Source organism: Klebsiella grimontii, assembly GCF_042137965.1.
In the GTDB taxonomy this organism is placed as follows: Bacteria; Pseudomonadota; Gammaproteobacteria; order Enterobacterales; family Enterobacteriaceae; genus Klebsiella; species Klebsiella grimontii.
The window spans coordinates 1,820,189-1,840,096 of record NZ_CP169721.1 but is presented as its reverse complement, the minus strand read 5'-3'; the positions used below and the strand labels follow the sequence as shown (position 1 = coordinate 1,840,096).

Annotated in this window: 15 protein-coding genes; 10 read left to right on the top strand and 5 right to left on the bottom strand. The window is 61.0% G+C overall.

The window, feature by feature from the left end; translation table 11 throughout:
• The first annotated feature begins 170 nt into the window (after positions 1 to 170).
• Positions 171 to 923 (top strand): helix-turn-helix transcriptional regulator, encoded by a 753-nt coding sequence (locus ACE3MN_RS08735; protein WP_024359155.1) that lies wholly within the window; start codon positions 171 to 173, stop codon positions 921 to 923.
• Positions 924 to 1,007: 84 nt separating this feature from the next.
• Entirely contained in the window at positions 1,008 to 1,940 is a 933-nt protein-coding gene (locus ACE3MN_RS08730; protein WP_049086784.1) for a proline iminopeptidase-family hydrolase, read from the top strand.
• On the opposite strand, the gene ACE3MN_RS08725 is transcribed toward ACE3MN_RS08730, so the two are convergent.
• Positions 1,912 to 3,030 (bottom strand): succinylglutamate desuccinylase/aspartoacylase family protein, encoded by a 1,119-nt coding sequence (locus ACE3MN_RS08725; RefSeq protein WP_114499303.1) that lies wholly within the window; start codon positions 3,028 to 3,030, stop codon positions 1,912 to 1,914. The genes ACE3MN_RS08730 and ACE3MN_RS08725 overlap by 29 nt on opposite strands.
• A gap of 14 nt (positions 3,031 to 3,044) precedes the next feature.
• Here ACE3MN_RS08725 and ACE3MN_RS08720 point away from each other — a divergent pair, with 14 nt between their 5' ends.
• Positions 3,045 to 3,500: an Lrp/AsnC family transcriptional regulator gene (locus ACE3MN_RS08720; RefSeq protein WP_004122605.1), complete on the top strand. Its 456-nt coding sequence runs from the start codon at positions 3,045 to 3,047 to the stop codon at positions 3,498 to 3,500.
• Here the strand turns inward: ACE3MN_RS08720 and ACE3MN_RS08715 are convergent, their stop codons facing one another.
• The 4 genes from ACE3MN_RS08715 to ACE3MN_RS08700 form a co-directional block, all read right to left on the bottom strand.
• Positions 3,501 to 4,226, bottom strand: a complete 726-nt coding sequence (locus ACE3MN_RS08715; RefSeq protein WP_004138673.1) for an ABC transporter permease — start codon at positions 4,224 to 4,226, stop codon at positions 3,501 to 3,503.
• On the bottom strand, positions 4,223 to 4,915 hold the full coding sequence (locus ACE3MN_RS08710) for an ABC transporter permease (protein WP_024359158.1): 693 nt from the start codon (positions 4,913 to 4,915) through the stop codon (positions 4,223 to 4,225). The genes ACE3MN_RS08715 and ACE3MN_RS08710 overlap by 4 nt, the downstream gene beginning before the upstream one ends.
• 64 nt (positions 4,916 to 4,979) lie before the next feature.
• Positions 4,980 to 5,753: an ABC transporter substrate-binding protein gene (locus ACE3MN_RS08705; protein ID WP_004122619.1), complete on the bottom strand. Its 774-nt coding sequence runs from the start codon at positions 5,751 to 5,753 to the stop codon at positions 4,980 to 4,982.
• Between the two features lie 27 nt (positions 5,754 to 5,780).
• Positions 5,781 to 6,542, bottom strand: a complete 762-nt coding sequence (locus tag ACE3MN_RS08700; RefSeq protein ID WP_004138671.1) for a dimethylarginine dimethylaminohydrolase family protein — start codon at positions 6,540 to 6,542, stop codon at positions 5,781 to 5,783.
• Positions 6,543 to 6,926: 384 nt separating this feature from the next.
• On the opposite strand from ACE3MN_RS08700, the gene ACE3MN_RS08695 reads away from it, so the two are divergent.
• From ACE3MN_RS08695 to yegQ, 7 genes are all read left to right on the top strand, one after another.
• Positions 6,927 to 8,171: an MdtA/MuxA family multidrug efflux RND transporter periplasmic adaptor subunit gene (locus ACE3MN_RS08695; protein ID WP_004138669.1), complete on the top strand. Its 1,245-nt coding sequence runs from the start codon at positions 6,927 to 6,929 to the stop codon at positions 8,169 to 8,171.
• Positions 8,171 to 11,293 (top strand): MdtB/MuxB family multidrug efflux RND transporter permease subunit, encoded by a 3,123-nt coding sequence (locus tag ACE3MN_RS08690; RefSeq protein ID WP_098362826.1) that lies wholly within the window; start codon positions 8,171 to 8,173, stop codon positions 11,291 to 11,293. The genes ACE3MN_RS08695 and ACE3MN_RS08690 overlap by 1 nt, the downstream gene beginning before the upstream one ends.
• Positions 11,294 to 14,371 carry a multidrug efflux RND transporter permease subunit MdtC gene (gene mdtC / locus ACE3MN_RS08685; RefSeq protein WP_224246683.1) on the top strand — a complete coding sequence of 1,026 codons (3,078 nt, stop codon included), beginning with the start codon at positions 11,294 to 11,296 and terminating at the stop codon, positions 14,369 to 14,371.
• A 1-nt stretch (position 14,372) separates the two neighbouring features.
• Positions 14,373 to 15,788, top strand: a complete 1,416-nt coding sequence (locus ACE3MN_RS08680; RefSeq protein WP_049133826.1) for an MFS transporter — start codon at positions 14,373 to 14,375, stop codon at positions 15,786 to 15,788.
• Positions 15,785 to 17,320 carry a two-component system sensor histidine kinase BaeS gene (gene baeS / locus ACE3MN_RS08675; RefSeq protein WP_024359163.1) on the top strand — a complete coding sequence of 512 codons (1,536 nt, stop codon included), beginning with the start codon at positions 15,785 to 15,787 and terminating at the stop codon, positions 17,318 to 17,320. Before ACE3MN_RS08680 ends, baeS begins: the two co-directional genes overlap by 4 nt.
• A complete protein-coding gene (baeR, locus tag ACE3MN_RS08670) occupies positions 17,317 to 18,039 on the top strand; it encodes a two-component system response regulator BaeR (protein WP_004138660.1) in 723 nt (240 codons plus the stop codon). Before baeS ends, baeR begins: the two co-directional genes overlap by 4 nt.
• A 292-nt stretch (positions 18,040 to 18,331) precedes the next feature.
• Positions 18,332 to 19,693 carry a tRNA 5-hydroxyuridine modification protein YegQ gene (gene yegQ, locus ACE3MN_RS08665; protein ID WP_375364344.1) on the top strand — a complete coding sequence of 454 codons (1,362 nt, stop codon included), beginning with the start codon at positions 18,332 to 18,334 and terminating at the stop codon, positions 19,691 to 19,693.
• Positions 19,694 to 19,908: the final 215 nt, after the last annotated feature.

Sequence of the window (19,908 nt, the reverse complement as noted above, 5' to 3'; positions counted from 1 at the left end):
TGGCGTTGCGTTAACGCTAACGGCAACGCCGGAGGCTGAACAGTTAGCAAAAATACTAGTTTTGCGCGGCGCCGGTGCGGCACCGGAATTGCATGCCTTTTGCGCTAACTATTGACGGATTTGCACAAATCGTGCCCGTCGCAGGTCTCGTTTTAGATGAAGGGGGTTATATGCGACTGGAATTTGAACGCCCCGGCAGCGCGCGGGCGGCTAGCCTGGATGAGGCATTCAGCGGACTTTTTCAGGCCACCCGGAAGTTAGGATTTGACGCGGTCATTTACGACTACACGCCGGTCCCGCGTTCTCTGGAAGGGGAGCTGATTACGCCTTCGCTGCTGAAAACGTGCAATGTGCCGGAAGATATGCGCCAGCTATGGTGCGAGCGCGGATATTACCAGCTTGATCCGGTGCAGCACTGCGCGCTCGAAAGCTGCGCGCCTTTTGTCTGGTCCTATCAACGACCGGACAACAGCATGCTGCGCGGGAGGTTGAACAATCACGCCACCGCGGTCACCGACTATATGCGCGAACATAATATGCCCTGCGGGGCGACGGTTCCCCTGCATCTCCCCAACGGCAGTTTCGTCACTCTCACCGGCATCCATACCGGCCAGCGTCAGGAACGGGAAATCAGCGCCACCCTGGCGCAGCTGATGCTGCTCGCCCACCAGTTTCAGGAGTCGGCGTTTCCGCTGTTTGACAGCACCCTGCTTACCTGCCGCCATGTGAAGCTAAGCAACCGCGAGCGCGAATGCCTGGCGTGGTCCGCCGAAGGACTTACCGCTAAAGAGATCGCCCGCAAGCTGCACCGCTCGGTGGCGACGGTGACGCTGCATCTTAATACCGCGGCCAAAAAGCTCGGCGCCAGCAACCGCGTACAGGCGGTAGTCCGCGCCCTGCACTACCGCCTGCTCGACAGCTAAGAACTAGCATTTTTGCTAGTGTTCAGCCGCGGTTGCCACCCTTTACCCTGAAAGCCGGTCCACTTAGCAGGGTAAAGATGATTCATGTATACCATCAGCGAAGGTTACGCCCCGTTTCGGCGCTATCAAACCTGGTTTCGCGTTTGCGGCGATATCGATAGCGGGCTCACGCCGCTGGTCATCGCCCACGGCGGGCCGGGGTGTACGCATGATTATGTTGATGCGTTCCGCGATATCGCCCTCAGCGGGCGGGCGGTGATCCACTACGATCAGTTAGGCAACGGACGCTCAACCCATCTCCCGCAGCAGCCCGCCGATTTCTGGCAACCGGCGCTGTTCCTCGACGAACTGGCCAACCTGCTGCAGCATCTCAATATTGCCGATCATTACGCCCTGCTCGGCCAATCGTGGGGAGGTATGCTCGGCGCGGAGCACGCCGTGACGCGGCCAAAGGGGCTAAAGGCGCTGATTATCGCCAACTCCCCGGCGTCGATGGCGCTGTGGCTACAGGGAGCGGCCAGGCTGCGGGCGCAGTTGCCCGCCGACGTCCAGCAGACGCTGCTGGCCCATGAGGCGGCGGGAACGCTGGACAGCGCGGAATATAAGGCGGCAAGCCAGGTATTTTATCAACGCCACGTCTGTCGCCTCGATCCCTGGCCGGCGGAAGTGCGGCGCACCTTCGACGCCATGGATGCCGACCCGACGGTTTATCACGCCATGAATGGCCCCACCGAATTCCACGTCATCGGCAGCATGAAAGCGTGGACGATTATCGACCGCCTCGCGCGCATTGACGTTCCGGTCCTGCTGATTTCCGGGCGCTACGATGAAGCCACCCCGGAGGTGGTACAACCCTTTATGGACCACATCCCCGACGCGCGGTGGGTCATTTTCGAAGCCTCAAGCCATATGCCGCACGTCGAAGAGCGGGAGCTGTGCATGAAGACGGTAAACGACTTTTTAAGCCGCGCGATAAACGAAAAGCCGCTTACAGCGCCAGCCCGCCTCCGCCGCTGAACGGCCGCTCGCCGGCGATTTTCATCACTTCGGCCCCCAGGGTGACAAACGGCGCCCGACGGCTGGCATAAATCAGCCCGCCCGATGTCGGGCGCACCGCTTTGACCATATCGGTCAGCGGATCGATGATTTCCGCGACCACATCGTCGGCGCTGACCCACTCGCCGGGGTGTTTTAACAGCACCAGGATGCCGGTCGCCGGGGCGGTAACAATCTCCCCGGCGGCAAACGGCAGCATTACCGTTTCCTGCTGCGGAATCTCAGGCTTCGCGCCGGCCAGTACGCCGCGGTACTGCAGATAGCGATAAAGACGTTCGGCATCGTCGCAGGCGGTGGCGTGATCCACCTCCTGCTGGCCGCGCAGTTCGACGGTCACCGCCATACAGCCGGGCTGCTGCTGCGAGCGCGATGAATCACGCGCCGCCAGGCGCTGCCACGGCAGGCCGCAGGCCTCATCAAACGAATGACCGCCGCTCTCCTGCGACAGCAGCACGGCGCCAATACCGAGGAAAGCCGCCAGAACTTTCGCCTCGCGTTGCCAGGCCGGGTCGGCGTAGAGATGCAAAATCGCCTGGTCATCGCAGTGCAGATCGAGTACCAAATCGGCATCGCAGGCGAGGCCCAGCAGATGATGGCGCAGGGCCTGAACTTCGCTGACCACGGGCAGCGCCGCCAGCGCCTCCCGCATCGCCGCGCGCACCTGCTGCAGGTACTCGCGGCGCGAGCCGGGCGATGGCGCACGCAGATAGGGCTGCGCCAGGGCAGCCAGATCGGGGAAGTCGCGGTTAAAATTACGCCCGCTTGCCAGATCGAAACGACCTACGCCGCCGCTGAGCAGCACCTGGGCCAGCCCCGGCGGGTTGGCCACCGGCACGAGAATGATTTCGCCGCGCAGCTCGCCGCGCCGTTCCGCCTGACTGAGTAATCTTTTAAGATAATGCAGAACCAGCATGCCCGGAATTTCATCGGCGTGCAGCCCCGCCTGCAGATAGACCTTCTCTCCTGTGCCGGGCGCGCCGAAATGAAAATGGCTTAATTGCCGCTGCCCACCGAGTGCATGTTCAGGTAATGTATAGTGTTTAATTTTCATTGGACGTCCTGGTTGTGGAAAAGAAAATCCGGCTTGACCGTATCGATCACAAGATCCTTGAAATCCTGCGCCGGGATGGCCGCATTTCTTATCAAAAGCTCTCGGAGCAGGTAAACCTTACCGCCCGTCCGTGCCTGGAACGGGTGCGCAGCCTCGAGCGCGACGGCATTATTCGCGGCTACAGCGCCATTGTAGAACTGCCCGAGCCGGAGCACGCGTTTGTGGTGCAGGCGCAAATCGCGCTGGCCGACCACGGGCGATCGCAGCCGGTGTTTGAACAGGAGATGCGCCAGACGCCCGAAGTGCTGGACTGCTGGCTGGTCAGCGGCAGCTTCGACTTTCTGGTGCGTATCGGCTGCCGCAGCATGGCGCACTACTGCCAGCTGGCGGATAGCTGGCTGACCAGTAAAAAGTTTCACGTCGATAAAATCGTCACCCTCACCGAACTGCAGGCCATTAAGCGCTCTTGACTAGCCGCGACGGATAAACGCCAGCCAGCGCCGCTCGGCGCGCGCGAAGGTGAAAATCAGCAAAAAGGTGCAGAGCAGATACAGCGCCGCGGCCATCAGAAACGGAATAAACGGCGAATAGGTCATGGCGTAGAACGCGCGGGCCACGCCGGTAATATCCAGCAGGGTCACGGTGCTGGCCAGCGACGTGGCGTGCAGCAAAAAGACCATTTCATTATTCAGCGCCGGGATCCCGCGCCTCAGGGTCGCGGGCAGAACCAGACGGCGAATAATTTGCCATTTCCCCATCCCGTAGGCTTCTCCGGCGATCCACTCCTGGCGCGGGAAAGTCACCATCATCCCCGCCAGCAGCTCCGCAACGTACGCGGCAGTGTTGAGAACCAACGCCAGGGTGGCGCAGAAGGTCGCATCGCGAAACAGCAGCCAGAACGGCTGGTCGTTCATCCAGCCCGTTTGTACAATATCGAACTGCGACAGGCCGTAGTAAATCAGCATCAGCTGGAGATAGAGCGGCGTGCTGCGAAAAAAATATGTAAACGCGCGAATGGGCAGCGCCAGCCCGCGCGGACCGTACACCTGCCCCACCGCCATCGCTATCGCCAGCGCCATTCCGGGAACGATGGAGAGTAAAAACAGCTCCGCCGTGACCGCCAGTCCGCTGGCGGCGCCGTTGCCGTCGCTCCACAAAAAGCTCGGAATCGCATCGATAAAGGTTTGCAGATTCATAAGGCCGCCCCCGCCGTGGAAGAGCGCAGCGCGTAACGCTTCGCCAGGCGGCTGAACAGCCAGCTGGAGAGCGCGGTAATCACCATGTAAATCAGCGAGACCAGAAAATAGAAGAGGAACGGCTTTTGCGTGGCGCGCCCAGCCTGTTCGGCCAGCCAGACCATATCCTCAAGGCCGAGGATCGACACCAGCGCTGACGCTTTCATCAGCCCCAGCCAGTTGTTGTTGATGCCCGGGATCGCGAAGCTCAGCATCTGCGGCAGCATCACCCGGCGGAATACCGTCCAGGGTCGCATCCCGTAGGCCTGCGCGGCTTCGGTTTGCCCGCTATCGACGGTCAGAAACGCGCCGCGAAAAGTCTCGGTGTAATAGGCGCCGAAAACAAAGCCAATCGCCAGCACGCCGGAGATAAAAGTATTGAAGCGCACCGGCCCCAGCCCCACCAGACCCAGCAGCAGGTTAACCAGCATCTCGCCGCCGAAAAACAGCAGCAGCATAATCACCAACTCCGGGATCCCGCGTACCAGCGTAGTGTAGGCGGTGGAAAACAGGCGCAGCCACGGCGGGCCGAAGAGCTTAATCAGCGAGTTAATCAGCCCCAGCAGCAGAGCGACCAGTAATGAAGAGAGCATCACGCACAGCGAAAGCGCCGCGCCGCGTAACAACAGGGGTAAATAGTCTGCGACCATATTCAGCCTTCCGCGGAGGTCGTAAAGGGGCGCAGGCCAGCGCCCACGCCCGCACCTTTACGACTTATTTGCCATAAATATCAAAGCTAAAGTATTTTTTCTGAATGGCGTCATAGGTCCCGTCGGCGCGGATTGCCTTAATGGCCCCGTTCAGCGCATCGCGCAGCGCCGGATTGTCTTTATTGACCGCAATCCCGACGTCGGAGGAGATGCCGCCGTCCTGGATAACCGGGCCGGCAAAGGCGAATTTCTGCCCGCGTGGGGTATCAATAAAGCCGGTCGCCGCCTGGATATTATCCTGCAACGCGGCGTCGATGCGCCCGGAGAGCAGGTCGAGGTAGACGTTATCCTGGTTAGCGTAACCGACAATCTTCACGCCATGATTGGCCCAGTTGGCCTTCGCAAACGCTTCATGGGTAGAGCCGGTCTGGACGCCGACGGTTTTGCCTTTCAGGCTGGCGGCATCCGGCAGCAGCGGGCTGCCTTTGCGCGCCACCAGCTGCGCCGCGCTGCGGTAGTAGCGGTCGGTGAAATCCACTTCCTTTTTACGTTCATCGGTAATATTGAGCGAGGCGATAATAGCATCGAACTTATGCGCGTTAAGCGCGGCGATCATGCTCTCAAACGGCTGCTTCACGAAAACGCATTTGGCTTTTAGCTGGGTGCACAGCGCGTTGGCGATATCAATATCAAAGCCGGTGATTTCGCCGCTGGGCGCCAGCACGTCAAAAGGCGGATAGCCGCCATCGACGCCAAAGCTGATGGTGTCAAACTGCTGGGCGGCCAGCGGCGCGCTCAGCGCCATACAGGCCAGTAATGCGGCAAGGCGTATTTTCATTTTGATTCCCCGGTGTTGGCGCGATGATTAAAAACGCAGTGAGAGGCAGGTCAGGCCGCCATCCATTTTCTTAAATTCGCTGGTGTCGAGCTGCACGATAGGCATTCCCAGCTTGCTGATTTCGCCGAGGGTATGGGGATAGCCCTGCGGCGTAATTAAGGTATCGTTGATCCACAGCGTATTTCCGGCGTAGGCCTCCTCCTCCGGGATCACGATGCTGTTGAAACCGCTAAATGCCGGATGGTTAACGTAGCCTTCCGTCAGCAGCAGCGTATTGCGGCCCACGTAGTTGACGATTGATTTCAGATGCAGACCGGCGCTGACTTCGATCGCCGCGACCTGATAGCCGTGCGGCTCAACGGCGGCGGCAAACTCGCGGATCCCCTGCTCATCGGTGCGCGCCGTCAGGCCGATAAAAAACTGCTTATCCACTAACAGCACGTCGCCGCCGTCCATATGCCCGCGCTCGCTCATCCGCGCCAGCGGACGAAACCCCGCCAGCACCGGCGCAATGGTATCAACTTCGCCCTGACGGCTCGGCGCGCCCGGATGGGTAATCACCGCCAGTTCCGGCATGACCACGGCGGTATCTTCAACAAAGTGCGCATCAGGATAATCCGCCGCCGGGGGCAGCACCGTGACCTTCAGGCCAAGCTGCAGCAGGGTTTCCACATAGGCGAGAAACTGGCGGGTGGTGGCGGCGATATCCGGCGCGCCCAGCTGGGCGGTAGTTTGTCCCGCGCCGCAGGTGGCGGCCGGTAGGCGGGCGATAGCCTGGGTAAAATGCATAAAGAACCCTCTGGTATTGGTCGCATTGTTTAAGGCAAAACGGTGAGTGAATTTGATTATTAATCAGATGCCGCCGCCAATCAGGCTGAATCACTTCCCCGGGCCGCTTATTCACGCTGTATATCAGTTCAGGTTCGACGTATTCCGCTGTTGGCCCCCTGAAAGCGCCGAATGAGGGTAATAAGCAGCCCTGTTCGCCAGGCCGGTAGTCGAAAATGACTAAGCGTAAATTGCGCGTAAATATTCACCGTAAACGGCTCAGCGAAAAGCCTTTTTTACAGACATATCTGGACAGTCTTTTCATAATTCCTCCATTTTTAAGCAGCGTTCGCTGGCTAAACTAGTATCATTCCGTGAAACGTTTCAGGATGAGATAGCAAATTAATGAAAGGTAGCAATAAAAGCCGTTGGGCAGCCGTGCTGGTGGTGGCAATCATCGCGGGTGCCGCGTACTGGTTTTGGCAGGGTCGCGAAGCGGCAAACGCGCCGTCGGCAACGGCGGCAGGTCCGGGGCCCGGCGGCGGGCGTGCTGGCCGTTTTGGCGCCGCCCTCGCGCCGGTGCAGGCGGCAACCGCCGCCAGCGAAGCGGTGCCCCGCTATCTTTCCGGCCTCGGTACGGTAACGGCGGCGAATACCGTCACCGTTCGCAGCCGCGTCGACGGTCAGCTGCTGGCCATCCACTTTACCGAAGGCCAGCAGGTCAAAGCGGGCGATCTGCTCGCGGAAATCGACCCCAGCCAGTTTAAGGTCGCCCTCGCCCAGGCCGAAGGCCAGCTGGCGAAAGATCGGGCAACCCTGGCCAACGCCCGCCGCGATCTGGCGCGCTACCAGCAGCTGGTGAAAACCAATCTGGTTTCCCGTCAGGAGCTGGATACCCAGCAGTCGCTGGTCAGCGAAACCCAGGGCACGATCAAAGCGGACGAAGCCGCCGTCGCCAGCGCCCAGCTGCAGCTGAACTGGAGCCGCATCACCGCGCCGATCGACGGCCGGGTCGGCTTAAAGCAGGTGGATATCGGCAACCAAATCTCCAGCGGTGATACCACCGGGATCGTGGTGCTGACGCAAACGCACCCGATCGACGTCGTGTTTACGCTGCCGGAAAACCAAATCGCCACGGTGGTACAGGCGCAAAAGGCGGGGAAAAAGCTGGTCGTCGAAGCCTGGGACCGCACCAATAAACAGAAAATCAGCGAAGGCTCACTGCTGAGCCTCGATAATCAGATTGACGCCACCACCGGCACCATCAAGCTGAAAGCGCGCTTTACTAACCTGGACGATGCCCTGTTCCCGAATCAGTTCGTTAACGCCCGGATGCTGGTCGATACCGAGCAGAACGCGGTGGTGATCCCAACCGCCGCGCTGCAAATGGGTAACGAAGGCCATTTTGTCTGGGTTCTGAACGATGAGAACAAAGTCAGCAAGCACACCGTCACGCCGGGTATTCAGGACAGCCTGAAAGTGGTGATTAACGCCGGGCTTTCCGCCGGCGATCGCGTAGTGACCGACGGTATCGACCGTCTGACCGAAGGCGCGAAGGTTGAAGTGGTGGAAGCCCAGAATGCGGCTAGCGCCGCCGAACCGGCGAAAGCCACCAGCCGCGAATACGGTAAAAAAGGAGCGCGCTCCTGATGCAAGTGCTACCGCCGAGCAGTACGGGCGGCCCATCCCGTCTGTTTATCATGCGCCCGGTCGCCACCACGCTGTTCATGGTGGCCATTATGCTGGCCGGGATTATCGGCTATCGTTTCCTACCGGTTTCGGCGCTGCCGGAAGTGGACTACCCGACGATTCAGGTGGTAACGCTCTATCCCGGCGCCAGCCCGGACGTGATGACCTCGTCGGTGACCGCCCCGCTGGAGCGGCAGTTTGGCCAGATGTCCGGCCTTAAGCAGATGTCCTCCCAGAGCTCCGGCGGCGCGTCGGTGGTCACGCTCCAGTTCCAGCTCACGCTGCCGCTGGACGTCGCTGAGCAGGAAGTTCAGGCGGCCATCAACGCCGCCACCAACCTGCTGCCCTCGGACCTGCCTAACCCGCCGGTCTACAGCAAAGTGAACCCTGCCGATCCGCCAATTATGACCCTCGCGGTCACCTCTTCCGCCGTGCCGATGACCCAGGTCGAAGATATGGTCGAGACCCGCGTGGCGCAAAAAATCTCCCAGGTTTCCGGCGTCGGACTGGTGACTCTGGCGGGCGGGCAGCGCCCGGCGGTACGCGTCAAGCTCAACGCCCAGGCCATCGCCGCCCTCGGCTTGACCAGCGAAACGGTACGCACCGCGATTACCAGCGCTAACGTCAATTCGGCGAAGGGTAGCCTCGACGGCCCGTCGCGGGCGGTTACCCTCTCCGCCAACGATCAGATGCAGTCGGCGGAGGATTACCGCCGGCTGATTATCGCCTGGCAGAACGGCGCGCCGATTCGCCTCGGCGACGTCGCTACCGTGGAACAGGGCGCGGAAAACAGCTGGCTCGGAGCATGGGCCAACAATCAGCGGGCGATCGTCATGAACGTCCAGCGCCAGCCGGGGGCGAATATTATCTCGACCGCCGACAGCATCCGCCAGATGCTGCCGCAGCTGACCGAAAGCCTGCCGAAATCAGTCAAAGTACAGGTGCTTTCCGACCGCACTACCAACATCCGGGCGTCGGTTAGCGACACCCAGTTCGAGCTGATGCTGGCTATCGCCCTGGTGGTGATGATTATTTACGTCTTTCTGCGCAACGTCCCGGCGACAATTATTCCCGGCATCGCCGTGCCGCTATCGCTGGTCGGCACCTTTGCGGTAATGGTGTTTCTCGATTTCTCGATTAACAACCTGACGCTGATGGCCCTGACCATCGCCACCGGCTTTGTGGTCGATGACGCCATCGTGGTGATCGAAAACATCTCGCGCTATATCGAGAAAGGCGAAAAGCCGCTGGCCGCCGCCCTGAAAGGGGCCGGAGAGATTGGCTTTACCATTATCTCGTTGACCTTCTCGCTGATTGCGGTGCTGATCCCGCTGCTGTTTATGGGCGATATCGTGGGTCGTCTGTTCCGCGAGTTCGCCATTACCCTGGCGGTGGCGATCCTGATCTCCGCGGTGGTGTCGCTGACCCTGACGCCGATGATGTGCGCCCGCATGCTCAGCCATGAATCGCTGCGCAAGCAGAACCGCTTCTCGCGCGCCAGCGAACGCTTTTTTGAGCGGGTGATTGCCGTCTACGGCCGCTGGCTGAGCCGGGTGCTGAATCATCCGTGGCTGACCCTGAGCGTAGCCCTCAGCACCCTGGCGCTGTCGATTATGCTGTGGGTGTTTATTCCGAAAGGCTTCTTCCCGATTCAGGACAACGGTATTATCCAGGGCACGCTACAGGCGCCGCAGTCGGCGTCGTTCGCCAATATGGCCGAGCGCCAGCAGCAGGTGTCGGCGGCGATACTCAAAGATCCGGCGGTGGAAAGCCTGACCTCTTTCGTCGGCGTCGACGGCACCAACCCGGCGCTGAACAGCGCCCGCCTGCAGATTAACCTCAAGCCGCTGGATGAACGCGACGATCGTGTGCAGACGGTGATCGGCCGTCTGCAAAACGCGGTGAGCGGCATCCCCGGCGTCGAGCTCTATCTCCAGCCGACCCAGGATCTGACCATTGACACCACCGTCAGCCGGACCCAGTACCAGTTCACCCTGCAGGCGAATTCGCTGGACGCGCTGAGCAACTGGGTCCCGCAGCTGCTGGCCCGGCTGCAGGCGCTGCCGCAGCTCTCCGACGTCAGCAGCGACTGGCAGGATAAGGGGCTGGCGGCGTATATCAACGTTGATCGCGACAGCGCCAGCCGCCTCGGCATCAGCATGGCGGACGTCGATAACGCCCTGTATAACGCCTTTGGTCAGCGTCTGATTTCCACCATCTATACCCAGGCGAACCAGTACCGCGTGGTGCTGGAGCATGATACCCAGGCCACGCCGGGGCTGGCGGCGCTGGACAATATCCGCCTCACCAGCAGCGACGGCGGGATCGTGCCGCTCACCGCGATCGCCAAAGTCGAGCAGCGCTTTGCTCCGCTGTCGATTAACCATCTCGATCAGTTCCCGGTCACCACCATTTCGTTTAACGTGCCGGACAACTATTCGCTGGGCGATGCGGTCGAGGCGATTCTTAGCGCCGAGCAGGCGCTGGACTTCCCGAGCGACATCCGCACCCAGTTCCAGGGCAGCTCGCTGGCCTTCCAGTCGGCGCTCGGCAGTACCGTCTGGCTGGTGGTCGCCGCGGTGGTGGCGATGTATATCGTCCTCGGCGTGCTGTATGAGAGCTTTATTCACCCGATCACCATTCTCTCCACCCTGCCGACGGCGGGCGTCGGCGCGCTGCTGGCGCTATGGCTGGCCGGGAGCGAGCTGGACGTTATCGCCATTATCGGCATCATCTTGCTGATCGGCATCGTCAAGAAAAACGCCATCATGATGATCGACTTCGCGCTGGCCGCCGAACGCGAACAGGGTATGCCGCCGCGCGAGGCGATTTATCAGGCCTGTCTGCTGCGTTTTCGCCCGATCCTGATGACCACCCTCGCCGCCCTGTTCGGCGCGCTGCCGCTGATGCTCAGTACCGGCGTCGGCGCGGAGCTGCGGCGACCGCTGGGGATTGGTATGGTCGGCGGCTTGATGCTCAGCCAGGTGCTGACGCTGTTCACTACGCCGGTTATCTATCTGCTGTTCGACCGCCTGTCGCTGTATATGAAGAGCCGCTTCCCGCGGCGTGAGGAGGAGGCGTAGGTGAAGTTTTTCGCCCTCTTCATTTATCGTCCGGTGGCGACGATTCTGCTTTCGCTCGCCATTACGCTGTGCGGCATCCTCGGCTTCCGCCTGCTGCCGGTGGCGCCGCTGCCGCAGGTGGATTTCCCGGTGATCATGATCAGCGCCTCGCTGCCCGGCGCGTCGCCGGAGACCATGGCCTCGTCGGTGGCGACCCCGCTGGAGCGCTCTTTGGGGCGGATTGCCGGGGTCAATGAGATGACCTCCTCCAGCTCGCTCGGCAGTACGCGAATCATTCTCGAGTTCAACTTTGACCGCGATATCAACGGCGCGGCCCGTGACGTGCAGGCGGCGATTAACGCCGCGCAAAGCCTGCTGCCGAGCGGCATGCCGAGCCGTCCGACCTACCGCAAAGCCAACCCGTCCGACGCGCCGATCATGATCCTCACCCTCACCTCGGATACCTGGTCCCAGGGTGAGCTGTACGACTTCGCCTCTACCCAGCTGGCGCAGACCCTTGCCCAGATTAACGGCGTCGGCGACGTTGACGTCGGCGGCAGTTCGCTGCCCGCGGTGCGCGTCGACCTCAACCCGCAGGCGCTGTTTAACCAGGGCGTATCGCTGGACGCGGTGCGAACCGCCATCAGCAACGCCAACGTGCGTAGACCGCAGGGGGCGCTGGAAGACGCGACCCACCGCTGGCAGGTAGCGACCAACGACGAGCTGAAGATCGCCGCCGAATACCAGCCGCTGATCGTGCACTACAATAACGGCGCGGCGGTGCGCCTCGGCGACGTCGCCAACGTCACCGATTCGGTGCAGGACGTGCGCAACGCCGGGATGACCAACGCCAAACCGGCGATTTTGCTGATGATCCGCAAGCTGCCGGAAGCCAATATCATTGAGACGGTGGACAGCATTCGCGCCCGCCTGCCGGAGCTGCAGCGCACCATCCCGGCCTCAGTCGATCTGCAGATCGCCCAGGACCGTTCGCCGACCATCCGCGCCTCGCTGGAGGAAGTCGAGCAAACGCTGGTGATTTCGGTGGCGCTGGTGATCCTCGTGGTCTTCCTGTTCCTGCGCTCAGGGCGCGCGACGCTGATCCCGGCGGTGGCCGTTCCGGTATCGCTGATCGGCACCTTCGCCGCTATGTACCTGTGCGGTTTCAGCCTCAACAACCTGTCGCTGATGGCGCTGACCATCGCCACCGGCTTCGTGGTCGATGACGCCATCGTGGTGCTGGAGAATATCTCCCGCCATCTCGAAGCCGGCATGAAGCCGCTGCAGGCCGCGCTGCAGGGGAGCCGGGAAGTCGGCTTTACCGTCCTGTCGATGAGCCTGTCGCTGGTGGCGGTGTTCCTGCCGCTGCTGCTGATGGGCGGCCTGCCGGGAAGGCTGCTGCGCGAATTCGCCGTCACCCTGTCGGTGGCGATCGGCATCTCGCTGGCGGTCTCTCTGACCCTGACGCCGATGATGTGCGGCTGGCTGCTGAAAAGCGGCAAGCCCCACCAGCCGACGCGCAAGCGCGGGTTTGGCCGCCTGCTGGTGGCGATTCAGGGCGGCTACGGTAAGTCGCTGAAGTGGGTGCTGAAGCACAGCCGCTTAACCGGCCTGGTGCTGCTCGGCACCATCGCGCTAAGCGTCTGGCTCTATATCTCGATTCCCAAAACCTTCTTCCCCGAGCAGGACACCGGGGTGCTGATGGGCGGCATCCAGGCGGACCAGAGCATCTCGTTCCAGGCGATGCGCGGCAAGCTGGAGGACTTTATGAAGATCATTCGTGAAGATCCGGCGGTAGACAACGTCACCGGTTTTACCGGCGGCTCGCGGGTCAACAGCGGGATGATGTTTATCACCCTGAAGCCGCGCGATGAGCGCCATGAGACGGCGCAGCAGATTATCGATCGACTGCGCAAAAAGCTGGCGAAGGAGCCGGGGGCCAACCTGTTCCTGATGGCGGTACAGGATATCCGCGTCGGCGGTCGTCAGGCCAACGCCAGCTATCAGTACACCCTGCTGTCAGACGACCTCGCGGCGCTGCGGGAATGGGAGCCGAAAATCCGCAAAACGCTGGCGGCGCTGCCGGAGCTGGCGGACGTTAACTCCGACAGTCAGAATAACGGCGCGGAGATGGACCTGATCTACGATCGCGATACCATGTCGCGGCTCGGCATCAGCGTGCAGGACGCCAACAATCTGCTGAACAACGCCTTCGGCCAGCGGCAGATCTCCACCATCTACCAGCCGCTGAACCAGTATAAAGTGGTGATGCAGGTCGACCCGGTCTACACCCAGGACGTCAGCGCCCTCGATAAGATGTTTGTGATCAACAGCGAAGACAAGCCGATTCCGCTTGCTTATTTCGCGAAATGGCAGCCGGCCAACGCGCCGCTGTCGGTGAATCACCAGGGACTCTCGGCGGCATCGACCATCTCCTTTAACCTGCCTACCGGCAAGTCGCTGTCGGAAGCCAGTGACGCCATCAACCGGGCGATGACCCAGATTGGCGTGCCGTCCAGCGTACGCGGGTCGTTCGCCGGGACCGCGCAGGTGTTCCAGGAGACCATGAACTCGCAGGTGATCCTGATCCTGGCGGCCATCGCCACGGTCTATATCGTGCTGGGGATCCTCTATGAGAGCTACGTTCATCCGCTGACCATTCTGTCGACCATTCCGTCCGCCGGCGTCGGCGCGCTGCTGGCGCTGGAGCTTTTCGATGCCCCGTTCAGCCTAATCGCGCTCATCGGGATTATGCTATTAATTGGTATCGTGAAGAAAAACGCCATCATGATGGTCGATTTCGCCCTTGAGGCGCAGCGCAACGGCAACCTGCCGCCGGAAGAGGCCATCTTCCAGGCCTGTCTGCTGCGTTTCCGGCCGATAATGATGACCACCCTGGCGGCGCTGTTCGGCGCGCTGCCGCTGGTGCTCTCCGGCGGCGATGGATCCGAGCTGCGCCAGCCGCTGGGGATTACCATTGTCGGCGGTCTGGTGATGAGTCAGCTGTTGACCCTGTACACCACGCCGGTGGTCTATCTGTTCTTCGACCGTCTGCGGCTGCGTTTTTCGCGAAAAGTCCATCAACCGGTAAGCGAATAACATGACAGACCTCCCCTCCAGCGTGCGCTGGCAGCTATGGATAGTGGCCTTCGGCTTCTTTATGCAGGCGCTGGATACCACTATCGTTAACACCGCTCTCCCCTCGATGGCGAAAAGCCTTGGGGAGAGCCCGCTGCATATGCATATGGTTATCGTCTCCTATGTCCTGACGGTAGCGGTGATGCTGCCCGCCAGCGGCTGGCTGGCGGACCGCGTTGGGGTACGCAATATCTTTTTCTGCGCCATCGTGCTGTTTACCGCCGGCTCCCTGTTCTGCGCCCAGGCCGCTACCCTCGATGGGTTAATACTCGCCCGCGTGCTGCAGGGCGTCGGCGGCGCGATGATGGTTCCCGTGGGCCGCCTGACGGTGATGAAAATCGTCCCGCGCAGCCAATATATGGCGGCGATGACCTTCGTCACCCTACCCGGCCAGGTGGGCCCGCTGCTCGGCCCGGCTCTCGGCGGAATGCTGGTGGAGTACGCCTCGTGGCACTGGATCTTTCTGATCAACATTCCGGTCGGTATTGTCGGCGCCATCGCCACGCTGTGCCTGATGCCCAACTACACCCTGCAAACCCGCCGCTTCGATCTCTTCGGCTTTGTTTTGCTGGCCGCCGGGATGGCGACGCTGACCCTGGCGCTGGACGGCAACAAAGGGCTCGGGATCTCTCCCCTGTGGCTGGCGGGGCTGGTGGCGGTCGGCGTGGCGTCCATTCTGTACTATTTGCGGCACGCGCGCGGCAACCGCAACGCGCTGTTTAGCCTTAAGCTATTCAACAACCGCACCTTTTCGCTCGGCCTTGGCGGCAGCTTCGCCGGGCGCATCGGCAGCGGTATGCTGCCGTTTATGACCCCGGTGTTTTTACAGATTGGCCTCGGCTTTACGCCGTTCCACGCCGGTCTGATGATGATCCCGATGGTGCTCGGCAGCATGGGGATGAAGCGCATCGTAGTCCAGGTGGTCAACCGCTTCGGCTACCGTCGGGTGCTGGTGGCCTCGACGATCGGCCTCGCGCTGGTCAGCCTGCTGTTCATGGCCGTCGCCCTCGCGGGCTGGTACTGGCTGCTGCCGGTGGTGCTGTTTATGCAGGGGATGATCAACGCCAGCCGCTTTTCCTCTATGAATACGCTGACCCTGAAAGACCTGCCCGACGATCTGGCCAGCAGCGGCAACAGCCTGCTGTCGATGGTCATGCAGCTGTCGATGAGTATCGGCGTGACCGTCGCCGGCATGCTGCTGGGTTTCTACGGCCAGCAGCATATCAGCGCCGATGCGCCGACCACGCACCAGGTCTTTCTCTATACCTACTTAAGCATGGCGGTGATTATCGCGCTGCCCGCGCTGATTTTTGCCCGCGTACCGGACGACACCACGGTCAATACCGTGATTCGTCGCCGTAAAAGGAGTGAGTCTTGAAGTTCTGGCGTCCCGGCATTACCGGCAAGCTGTTTATCGCGATCCTCGCCACCTGCATCGTGCTGCTGATCAGCATGCACTGGGCGGTGCGCATCAGCTTTGAACGCGGGTTTATCGACTATATCAAACGCGGCAATGAACAGCGGCTGACGATGCTCGGCGATGCCCTGAGCGAGCAGTATGCCCAGCACGGCAGCTGGACGTTCCTGCGCAACAACGACCGCTTTATTTTCCAGCTGCTGAAAACCTTTGAACGCGACAACGACGACCGCTCGCCGCCGGGCCGCGGTATGGGTCATGGTCCGAGAGATGAGCCGCACGGTGGCCCCGGCCCCGAAGAGATGCCGCCGGATGCCGCGCCGGACCGGCCGCTCGACGGTCCGCGCGGCGATCGTGGCGATCGCGGTCCCGGCCCCGATATGCCTCCCCACGGCTGGCGCACCATGTTCTGGGTGGTCGATCAAAAAGGGCGCGTGCTGGTGGGCCCGCGCGAGCGCGTGCCGCAGGACGGGACCCGGCGCAGTATTATGGTCGACGGCGTTGAGGTTGGCGCGGTCATCGCCTCGCCGGTTGAACGCCTGACGCGCAATACCGATATCAACTTCGACCGCCAGCAGAAGCGCACCAGTTGGCTGATTGTCGCCCTCGCCACGCTGCTGGCGGCGCTGGCCACCTTCCCGCTGGCGCGCGGCCTGCTCGCGCCGGTCAAACGACTGGTTGAGGGGACGCACCGTCTGGCGGCCGGGGATTTTTCCACCCGCGTCGCCGCCACCAGCAGCGATGAGCTGGGGCGTCTGGCCAAAGATTTTAACCAGCTGGCCAGCACCCTTGAGCGCAACCAGCAGATGCGCCGGGACCTGATGGCCGATATCTCCCACGAGCTGCGTACGCCGCTGGCGGTGCTGCGCGGCGAGCTGGAGGCGATTCAGGATGGGATCAGGAAATTCACCCCGGATTCCATCGCCTCCCTGCAGGCGGAGGTCGCCACCCTGACCAAACTGGTCGATGATTTGCACCAGCTGTCGATGTCCGATGAAGGCGCCCTCTCCTATCAGAAAAGCGCGGTGGATATCATCAACCTGCTGGAGGTCGCCGCCGGCGCGTTTCGCGAACGCTTCGCCAGCCGCGGACTGTCGATCGGCGTTTCGCTGCCGGAAAGCGCGACGGTTTTCGGCGACCGGGATCGCCTGATGCAGCTTTTTAATAACCTGCTGGAAAACAGCCTGCGCTATACCGATAGCGGCGGCGGCCTGCAGATTAGCGCCAGCCAGAGCGGCGATAGGCTAATTCTCGATTTCGCCGATAGCGCCCCCGGCGTCACCGATGAACAGCTGGAGCGGCTGGTTGAGCGTTTTTACCGTACTGAGGGGTCGCGCAATCGTGCCAGCGGCGGCTCTGGTTTAGGACTGGCGATTTGCCTTAACATCGTCGCGGCCCACGGCGGCACTTTACGTGTCGGCCATTCGCCTTTGGGCGGGGTTAGCATTAAAGTAGAGCTACCTCTGGAACGTAATTTATCGAGAGACGTATGACTGAATTACCTGTTGATGAAAACACGCCACGCATTCTTATCGTGGAAGATGAGCCCAAGCTGGGTCAGCTGCTGATTGATTATCTTCAGGCGGCGGGCTATGCGCCGACGCTGATTAATCACGGCGATCGGGTTCTGCCGTACGTTCGCCAGACGCCGCCGCACCTGATCCTGCTGGATCTGATGCTGCCCGGCACCGACGGGCTCACCCTGTGCCGGGAAATCCGCCGTTTTTCTGAGGTTCCGGTGGTGATGGTGACCGCCAAAATCGAAGAGATCGACCGCCTGCTGGGGTTAGAGATCGGCGCCGATGACTATATCTGTAAGCCCTACAGCCCGCGCGAGGTGGTGGCCCGCGTGAAGACCATTCTTCGCCGCTGCAAACCGCAGCGCGATCTGCAGGCGCTGGATGCGCAAAGCCCGCTGATTGTCGACGAGGGGCGCTTCCAGGCCTCCTGGCGCGATAAGCTGCTGGACCTCACTCCCGCCGAGTTCCGCCTGCTGAAAACCCTCTCCCAGGAGCCGGGTAAAGTCTTCTCGCGCGAGCAGCTGCTGAATCATCTGTACGATGATTACCGCGTGGTCACCGACCGAACGATCGACAGCCATATCAAGAACCTGCGGCGTAAGCTGGAGTCGCTGGACGCCGATCAGTCGTTTATCCGCGCGGTGTACGGCGTTGGATACCGCTGGGAAGCCGACGCCTGCCGGCTGGCGTAGTTAGCCCCGGCTCGCGCTGCGCTTACAGGTTCACCGCCGTCCGCGGGCCGGGTAGCCCGGACAGGCGCGTCAAGCGCCGCCTCCGGGGAAAAGCAGCGGCTGAAACCAGCAGAGAGCGGCCGCGCGATTCATGCCCTGTAAAGATTTGCCGCCCGCTGATCGCCAAAGATACCCGGCTGATATTTACTCCCCTCCCCCACGGCGCTACAATGCCCGCCCTTAATGTGGGGGCACTCCCCAACTCGCCGCACCGGGTGCGGCGAATCTGACCTGTCATCAGAACGAGAAAATCATGTTTAAACCGGAACTCCTTTCCCCGGCGGGAACGCTGAAAAATATGCGTTACGCTTTCGCTTATGGCGCAGACGCCGTGTATGCGGGCCAACCGCGCTACTCGCTGCGCGTGCGTAATAACGAATTCAATCACGAAAATCTGCAGCTCGGCATCAACGAAGCCCACGCGTTGGGTAAAAAGTTCTATGTGGTAGTCAATATCGCGCCGCATAACGCCAAGCTGAAAACGTTTATTCGCGATCTGAAGCCGGTAGTGGAAATGGGGCCGGATGCGCTGATCATGTCCGATCCGGGGTTAATTATGCTGGTGCGCGAGAATTTCCCCGACATGGATATTCACCTCTCGGTACAGGCTAACGCCGTCAACTGGGCGACGGTCAAGTTCTGGCAGCAAATGGGGCTGACCCGCGTGATTCTCTCCCGCGAGCTGTCGCTGGATGAGATCGCCGAAATTCGCAGCCAGGTGCCGGAGATGGAAATTGAAATCTTCGTTCACGGCGCGCTGTGCATGGCCTACTCTGGCCGCTGCCTGCTCTCGGGCTATATCAACAAACGCGATCCCAACCAGGGCACCTGCACCAACGCCTGCCGCTGGGAGTACAACGTTCAGGAAGGCAAAGAAGACGACGTCGGCAATATCGTTCACAAGCACGAACCGATCCCGGTGCAGAACGTCGAGCCGACGCTGGGCATCGGCGCGCCCACGGACCAGGTGTTTATGATTGAAGAAGCCAAGCGTCCGGGCGAATATATGACCGCGTTCGAAGATGAACACGGCACCTACATCATGAACTCGAAAGATCTGCGCGCGATTGCCCACGTTGAGCGCCTGACCCAGATGGGCGTCCACTCGCTGAAAATCGAAGGCCGCACCAAATCACATTACTACTGCGCCCGTACCGCTCAGGTCTACCGCAAGGCCATTGACGACGCTGCCGCAGGCAAACCGTTCGACGCCAGCCTGCTGGATACTCTGGAAAACCTCGCTCACCGTGGCTATACCGAAGGCTTTCTGCGCCGCCATACCCACGATGACTACCAGAACTACGAGCACGGCTACTCCGTGTCCGAACGCCAGCAGTTCGTCGGCGAATTTACCGGCGAGCGCAAAGGCCAGCTGGCCGCGGTGGCGGTGAAAAACAAATTTTCCGTCGGTGACAGCCTGGAGCTAATGACCCCGCAGGGCAACGTCAACTTTACCCTTGAGCATATGGAAAACGGCAAAGGCGAAATCATGCCGGTCGCGCCAGGCGATGGCCACACGGTATGGCTGCCCGTTCCGGAAGATATGGCGCTGCAGTATGCGCTGCTGATGCGCAATTTTGCGGGTCAGACGACCAGAAAGCCACACGGAAACTAGTTAATCGGGGTTATTTTTTCACGATGTAAAGATATTAGAAACGGATCACATACCGTTGCGTTCAAAGCAGATATCATCCATTTCGCTGAAAAACATAACCCATAAATGCTAGCTGTACCAGGAACCACCTCCTTAGCCTGCGTAATCTCCCTTACGCGGGCTTATTTTTTTATCTCTCCCCCTCCTTCCCTTTCTTCATGCGGTACACTTTATGC

Bases quoted from the DNA above. Each gene is read 5' to 3' on its own strand.
- ACE3MN_RS08700 (WP_004138671.1), bottom strand. From the start codon at position 6,542: ATGCATTTTACCCAGGCTATCGCCCGCCTACCGGCCGCCACCTGCGGC.
- ACE3MN_RS08680 (WP_049133826.1), top strand. From the start codon at position 14,373: ATGACAGACCTCCCCTCCAGCGTGCGCTGGCAGCTATGGATAGTGGCC.
- ACE3MN_RS08695 (WP_004138669.1), top strand. From the start codon at position 6,927: ATGAAAGGTAGCAATAAAAGCCGTTGGGCAGCCGTGCTGGTGGTGGCA.
- ACE3MN_RS08705 (WP_004122619.1), bottom strand. From the start codon at position 5,753: ATGAAAATACGCCTTGCCGCATTACTGGCCTGTATGGCGCTGAGCGCG.
- ACE3MN_RS08690 (WP_098362826.1), top strand. From the start codon at position 8,171: ATGCAAGTGCTACCGCCGAGCAGTACGGGCGGCCCATCCCGTCTGTTT.
- ACE3MN_RS08725 (WP_114499303.1), bottom strand. From the start codon at position 3,030: ATGAAAATTAAACACTATACATTACCTGAACATGCACTCGGTGGGCAG.
- ACE3MN_RS08735 (WP_024359155.1), top strand. From the start codon at position 171: ATGCGACTGGAATTTGAACGCCCCGGCAGCGCGCGGGCGGCTAGCCTG.
- ACE3MN_RS08710 (WP_024359158.1), bottom strand. From the start codon at position 4,915: ATGGTCGCAGACTATTTACCCCTGTTGTTACGCGGCGCGGCGCTTTCG.
- baeR (WP_004138660.1), top strand. From the start codon at position 17,317: ATGACTGAATTACCTGTTGATGAAAACACGCCACGCATTCTTATCGTG.
- ACE3MN_RS08715 (WP_004138673.1), bottom strand. From the start codon at position 4,226: ATGAATCTGCAAACCTTTATCGATGCGATTCCGAGCTTTTTGTGGAGC.
- yegQ (WP_375364344.1), top strand. From the start codon at position 18,332: ATGTTTAAACCGGAACTCCTTTCCCCGGCGGGAACGCTGAAAAATATG.
- ACE3MN_RS08730 (WP_049086784.1), top strand. From the start codon at position 1,008: ATGTATACCATCAGCGAAGGTTACGCCCCGTTTCGGCGCTATCAAACC.